Source organism: Oleiphilus sp. HI0123 (assembly GCF_001635315.1).
The window spans coordinates 1-3,527 of sequence record NZ_LWGE01001676.1 but is presented as its reverse complement, the minus strand read 5'-3'; the positions used below and the strand labels follow the sequence as shown (position 1 = coordinate 3,527).

Sequence of the window (3,527 nt, the reverse complement as noted above, 5' to 3'; positions counted from 1 at the left end):
CAGCTTCAGCACCTTAAACGGCAAGCAAATGCAGCTGAACGTTATACTGAATTCAAGAAAGAAGAACGTCTACTCTCTGCAAAACTTCATTTTGTATATTGGGATCTTCTCGATCAGGACCTATCGGGCAAGTCCGATCTGTCTGTTAAATATGAAAAAGAAATAGAAGATGCCGTTATTGCTAAGAATAGCAATGAAAACAAAGTGGATGTGCTGCGTACTGAACTTGAAGACAAGCAAGAGGTATTCAATAAGTTTCAGGCAAAATTTTATCAGTCTGGCGGTGAGATTGCTGCGCTAGAGCAAAAACTTAAGTTTATTAAGAGCCGCCAGCTCGAGCAGGAGCAACAGGTTAGTCGGCTTAAAGAGGAAATTGCTGAAATTGACGAGGTATTGTCCGCTGACCATGAAACACATGAGCTTGTGCTAGCGGATCTAGAAGAAATTGAAGCGGTATTTATTGAGCTTCAGGAGCAGCTTGAGCAATCCTCTTTCGAGCTGGAAATGCGCGAATCTGACATGGAATCCTGGCAACTTCGGTGGGATCAATTTAACCAGGACTCTGCAAATGCTCAAAAAAGCGCAGAGCTTGAGCAAGCTAAGATCCAGCAAACAGAAGAACGAATTCAAGAGCTCGAAATACGGCATGAACGCCTATCTCACTCCTCTATTGATGTGCAGCGAAGTATTGAAGAGCTAGATCATGGTCAATGGGAAGAGGAGCAGTTGATAGTAGATGAAAAACTATTAAGCTCTCAGCAGGAAGTTGATGACATATTGCCTAAAATTGAGCAACAACAAGACAAGATTGAATCACTAAGCGATCAGAAGTCTATCTTGCATGCAAAGATATCGGAGCAGAAAGCTGTCCTCGCTTCGCTTGTAACACTTCAAGAATCTGTCTTGGGTGATGATTCTAGCGTTTCTGCGCAAAAGCGGCAGATGGGTATTGATCAGCTGCCATTGCTGATGAATGAGCTTAAGGTCACTTCAGGTTGGGAAATTGCTGTTCAGCAAGCGCTTCATGATTGGATGAACTCTTTGGTTTCCGACGGCGTAGCAACGGATCTTATTCTGAATTGCGAAACATCAACTCTGGAAGGTTCTGTTACCTTATTAGATAAGGATAAAAATGGATCAAACTCTAATGTTGTAGCAAAATCTGGATCACTTGCTCAATATGTTGAAGGTGCACCGTCTCAAGTAATTTTAATACTAAACGATATCAAAGTTGCTGATTCAAAAGAGCAAGCACAGCTTGCTATTGCTACACTGGCGGAGCACGAGTCTGTTATATGTACTGATGGCCTTTGGTTTGGTCAAACATGGGCAAGAGTATACAGGCCCGGTGATACCGAGGCAGGCGTTCTTGAGCGTGCAAATGTTATCGCAAAAATAAAGAAAGCTATTCCAGCGCTAGAGGAGCAGCTTGATGCCGTTAATCTTCAACTTGAAGCCAATAAAGATGCTCTACATCAATATCGTAAAGACTTAGAGTCTTTCGAGGTATCTATTAAAACGCTGACCAATGAGAAAGCTCGAATAGCTGGTCAGCAAGGAGCAGATAAAGCCAAGCTAGATCAATTCAATCTCCAGCTAAAACGAAACGATGAAGATATCAAGGAGTTGTTAGATCAGCTTGAACAGTATCGTGAGCAACTTGCTGAATCGCGCGAAATCTGGAATGAAGCGCTGCTATCGCTTGATGAGTTCACTGAGCGCAAAGCAGTTCTTAGCGAAGAAAGAGAGCGTGTTCAATCTCAGCTAGAGATGTATAGAGCTCAGTCTCGCGAAGCGCAAAATTCAGTACATCAGAAACAAATTGAACAACAGCAAAAGCTTAGTCAGGTAAACTCCCTAAAACAAACTATTGAGAGGCTAGGCAAAGAGTTAAGTTATAAGAAGCAACGAATTACTGAGCTTAATAATAGCGAACATTACGAAGATGAGTCCTTAGAGGACTTGTCTATGCAGCTTGAAGGTCTCTTGGAATCCCGGCTAATTGCAGAAGAGCGACTGAATGAAGCGCGAAAATCCGTTGAAAGCGTTAGTATTAGCTTGCGCGAGGAAGAGGGCGCTCGCGTTAAGTTTGAAGGTGCAATACAGTCAGCAAGAGAAAAGCTCGAAGCAATCAGGATGGATACTCAAGCGCTATCCATTAATAAGAAAAACCTCGAAGAGAGGATTCTTGAGGATGGATTCGAAATTGATGCGCTTAGTTCACAAATTCACGCAGGCGACAACGAAGCAAATTTGAAGGCAGCTTTGGAGCAATTAGGGCAAAGAATTCAGCGCCTTGGTTCGATTAACCTTGCTGCTATTGATGAATTTAAGGTTCAGAACGAGCGAAAGCAGCATTTGGATGAGCAGAATGATGAACTTGTCGATGCGCTAGATACGCTTGTGGATGCGATTAAAAAGATAGATAAAGAAACACGCACCCGCTTCAAGCAAACATATGACCAAGTAAACGAAGGCTTGCAGCGCCTCTTTCCGAAGATATTCGGTGGTGGCAACGCGTATCTTGAATTAACTGATGACAACTTGCTGGAAACTGGTGTCATGATTATTGCGCGTCCACCAGGAAAGAAAAATGCCACGATTCACCTTCTTTCTGGGGGTGAGAAGTCTCTAACTGCTATCGCGCTTATCTTTGCTATTTTTGAGCTGAATCCGGCACCTTTCTGTATGCTGGACGAAGTAGATGCCCCGCTTGATGATGCAAACGTTGGCCGCTTTGCCAGAATGGTAAAGGAGATGTCTTCTCAAGTGCAGTTTATCTATATCTCTCATAACAAGGTGTCTATGGAAAAAGCAGACCAGCTTATGGGTGTGACGATGCATGAGCCTGGCGTTTCCAGGCTAGTCTCTGTTGATATTGATGAAGCCGCAGCAATGGTAGAGGTATAGTGTTGGTAAAAGAGTTACAGATAATTTATTCGCATCCTACTTTGTTGAAACAATGTAAACTTTAAAACTATAATTTATACTAAGTGCAGGGCGTTTTTAGCTCCTTTCGATGCGTGCTCGCATCATTGATATTTATATAAGTGAAAAAATGAATTTAAGAGACTGGTTAATTGTTATCGGTGCAGTAATTATCGTTGGTATTTTGATCGATGGTTACAGGCGCATGCGTATTGCCAATCGTGACTCACTTAAGATGTCTCGTGACATGAGTGGCGATTTGGGTGCAGGTGATCCGCTTGAAGACGATTTTAATCCTGAATTACCCAGTGGTGGCGCGCGCGTTGTATCTTCAGGTGCACTTGAATCAGGCATTGAAGAAGTTAATTCCTCTAAGGATAAAATCGAACCTAGTCTGAATTTCGATACACCTTTTAACGATGATGACGTAAAAGAAGATGGAGCCATTGTTGCCGATGCGGGTTCGCGTATAGAGCTAGAGTCAATCGAAGTTAAAACGGCTCACGCCGGTAAGATCAAGAAAGTTGCTGAAATCGAAGTTAGTAGCGCAAGTGAAAACAATGACAAGCACGCGCTTGTTATCGTTATCAATGTGCACG

Annotated in this window: 1 protein-coding gene and 1 pseudogene; both read left to right on the top strand. The window is 42.8% G+C overall.

Annotation, left to right across the window (positions count from 1 at the left end):
- On the top strand, positions 1–2,910 hold a 2,910-nt coding region (gene smc, locus A3761_RS22650; protein WP_068750942.1), incomplete at its 5' end, for a chromosome segregation protein SMC.
- A gap of 148 nt (positions 2,911–3,058) precedes the next feature.
- Positions 3,059–3,527, top strand: a pseudogene (locus A3761_RS22645) (hypothetical protein); the annotation flags it as partial.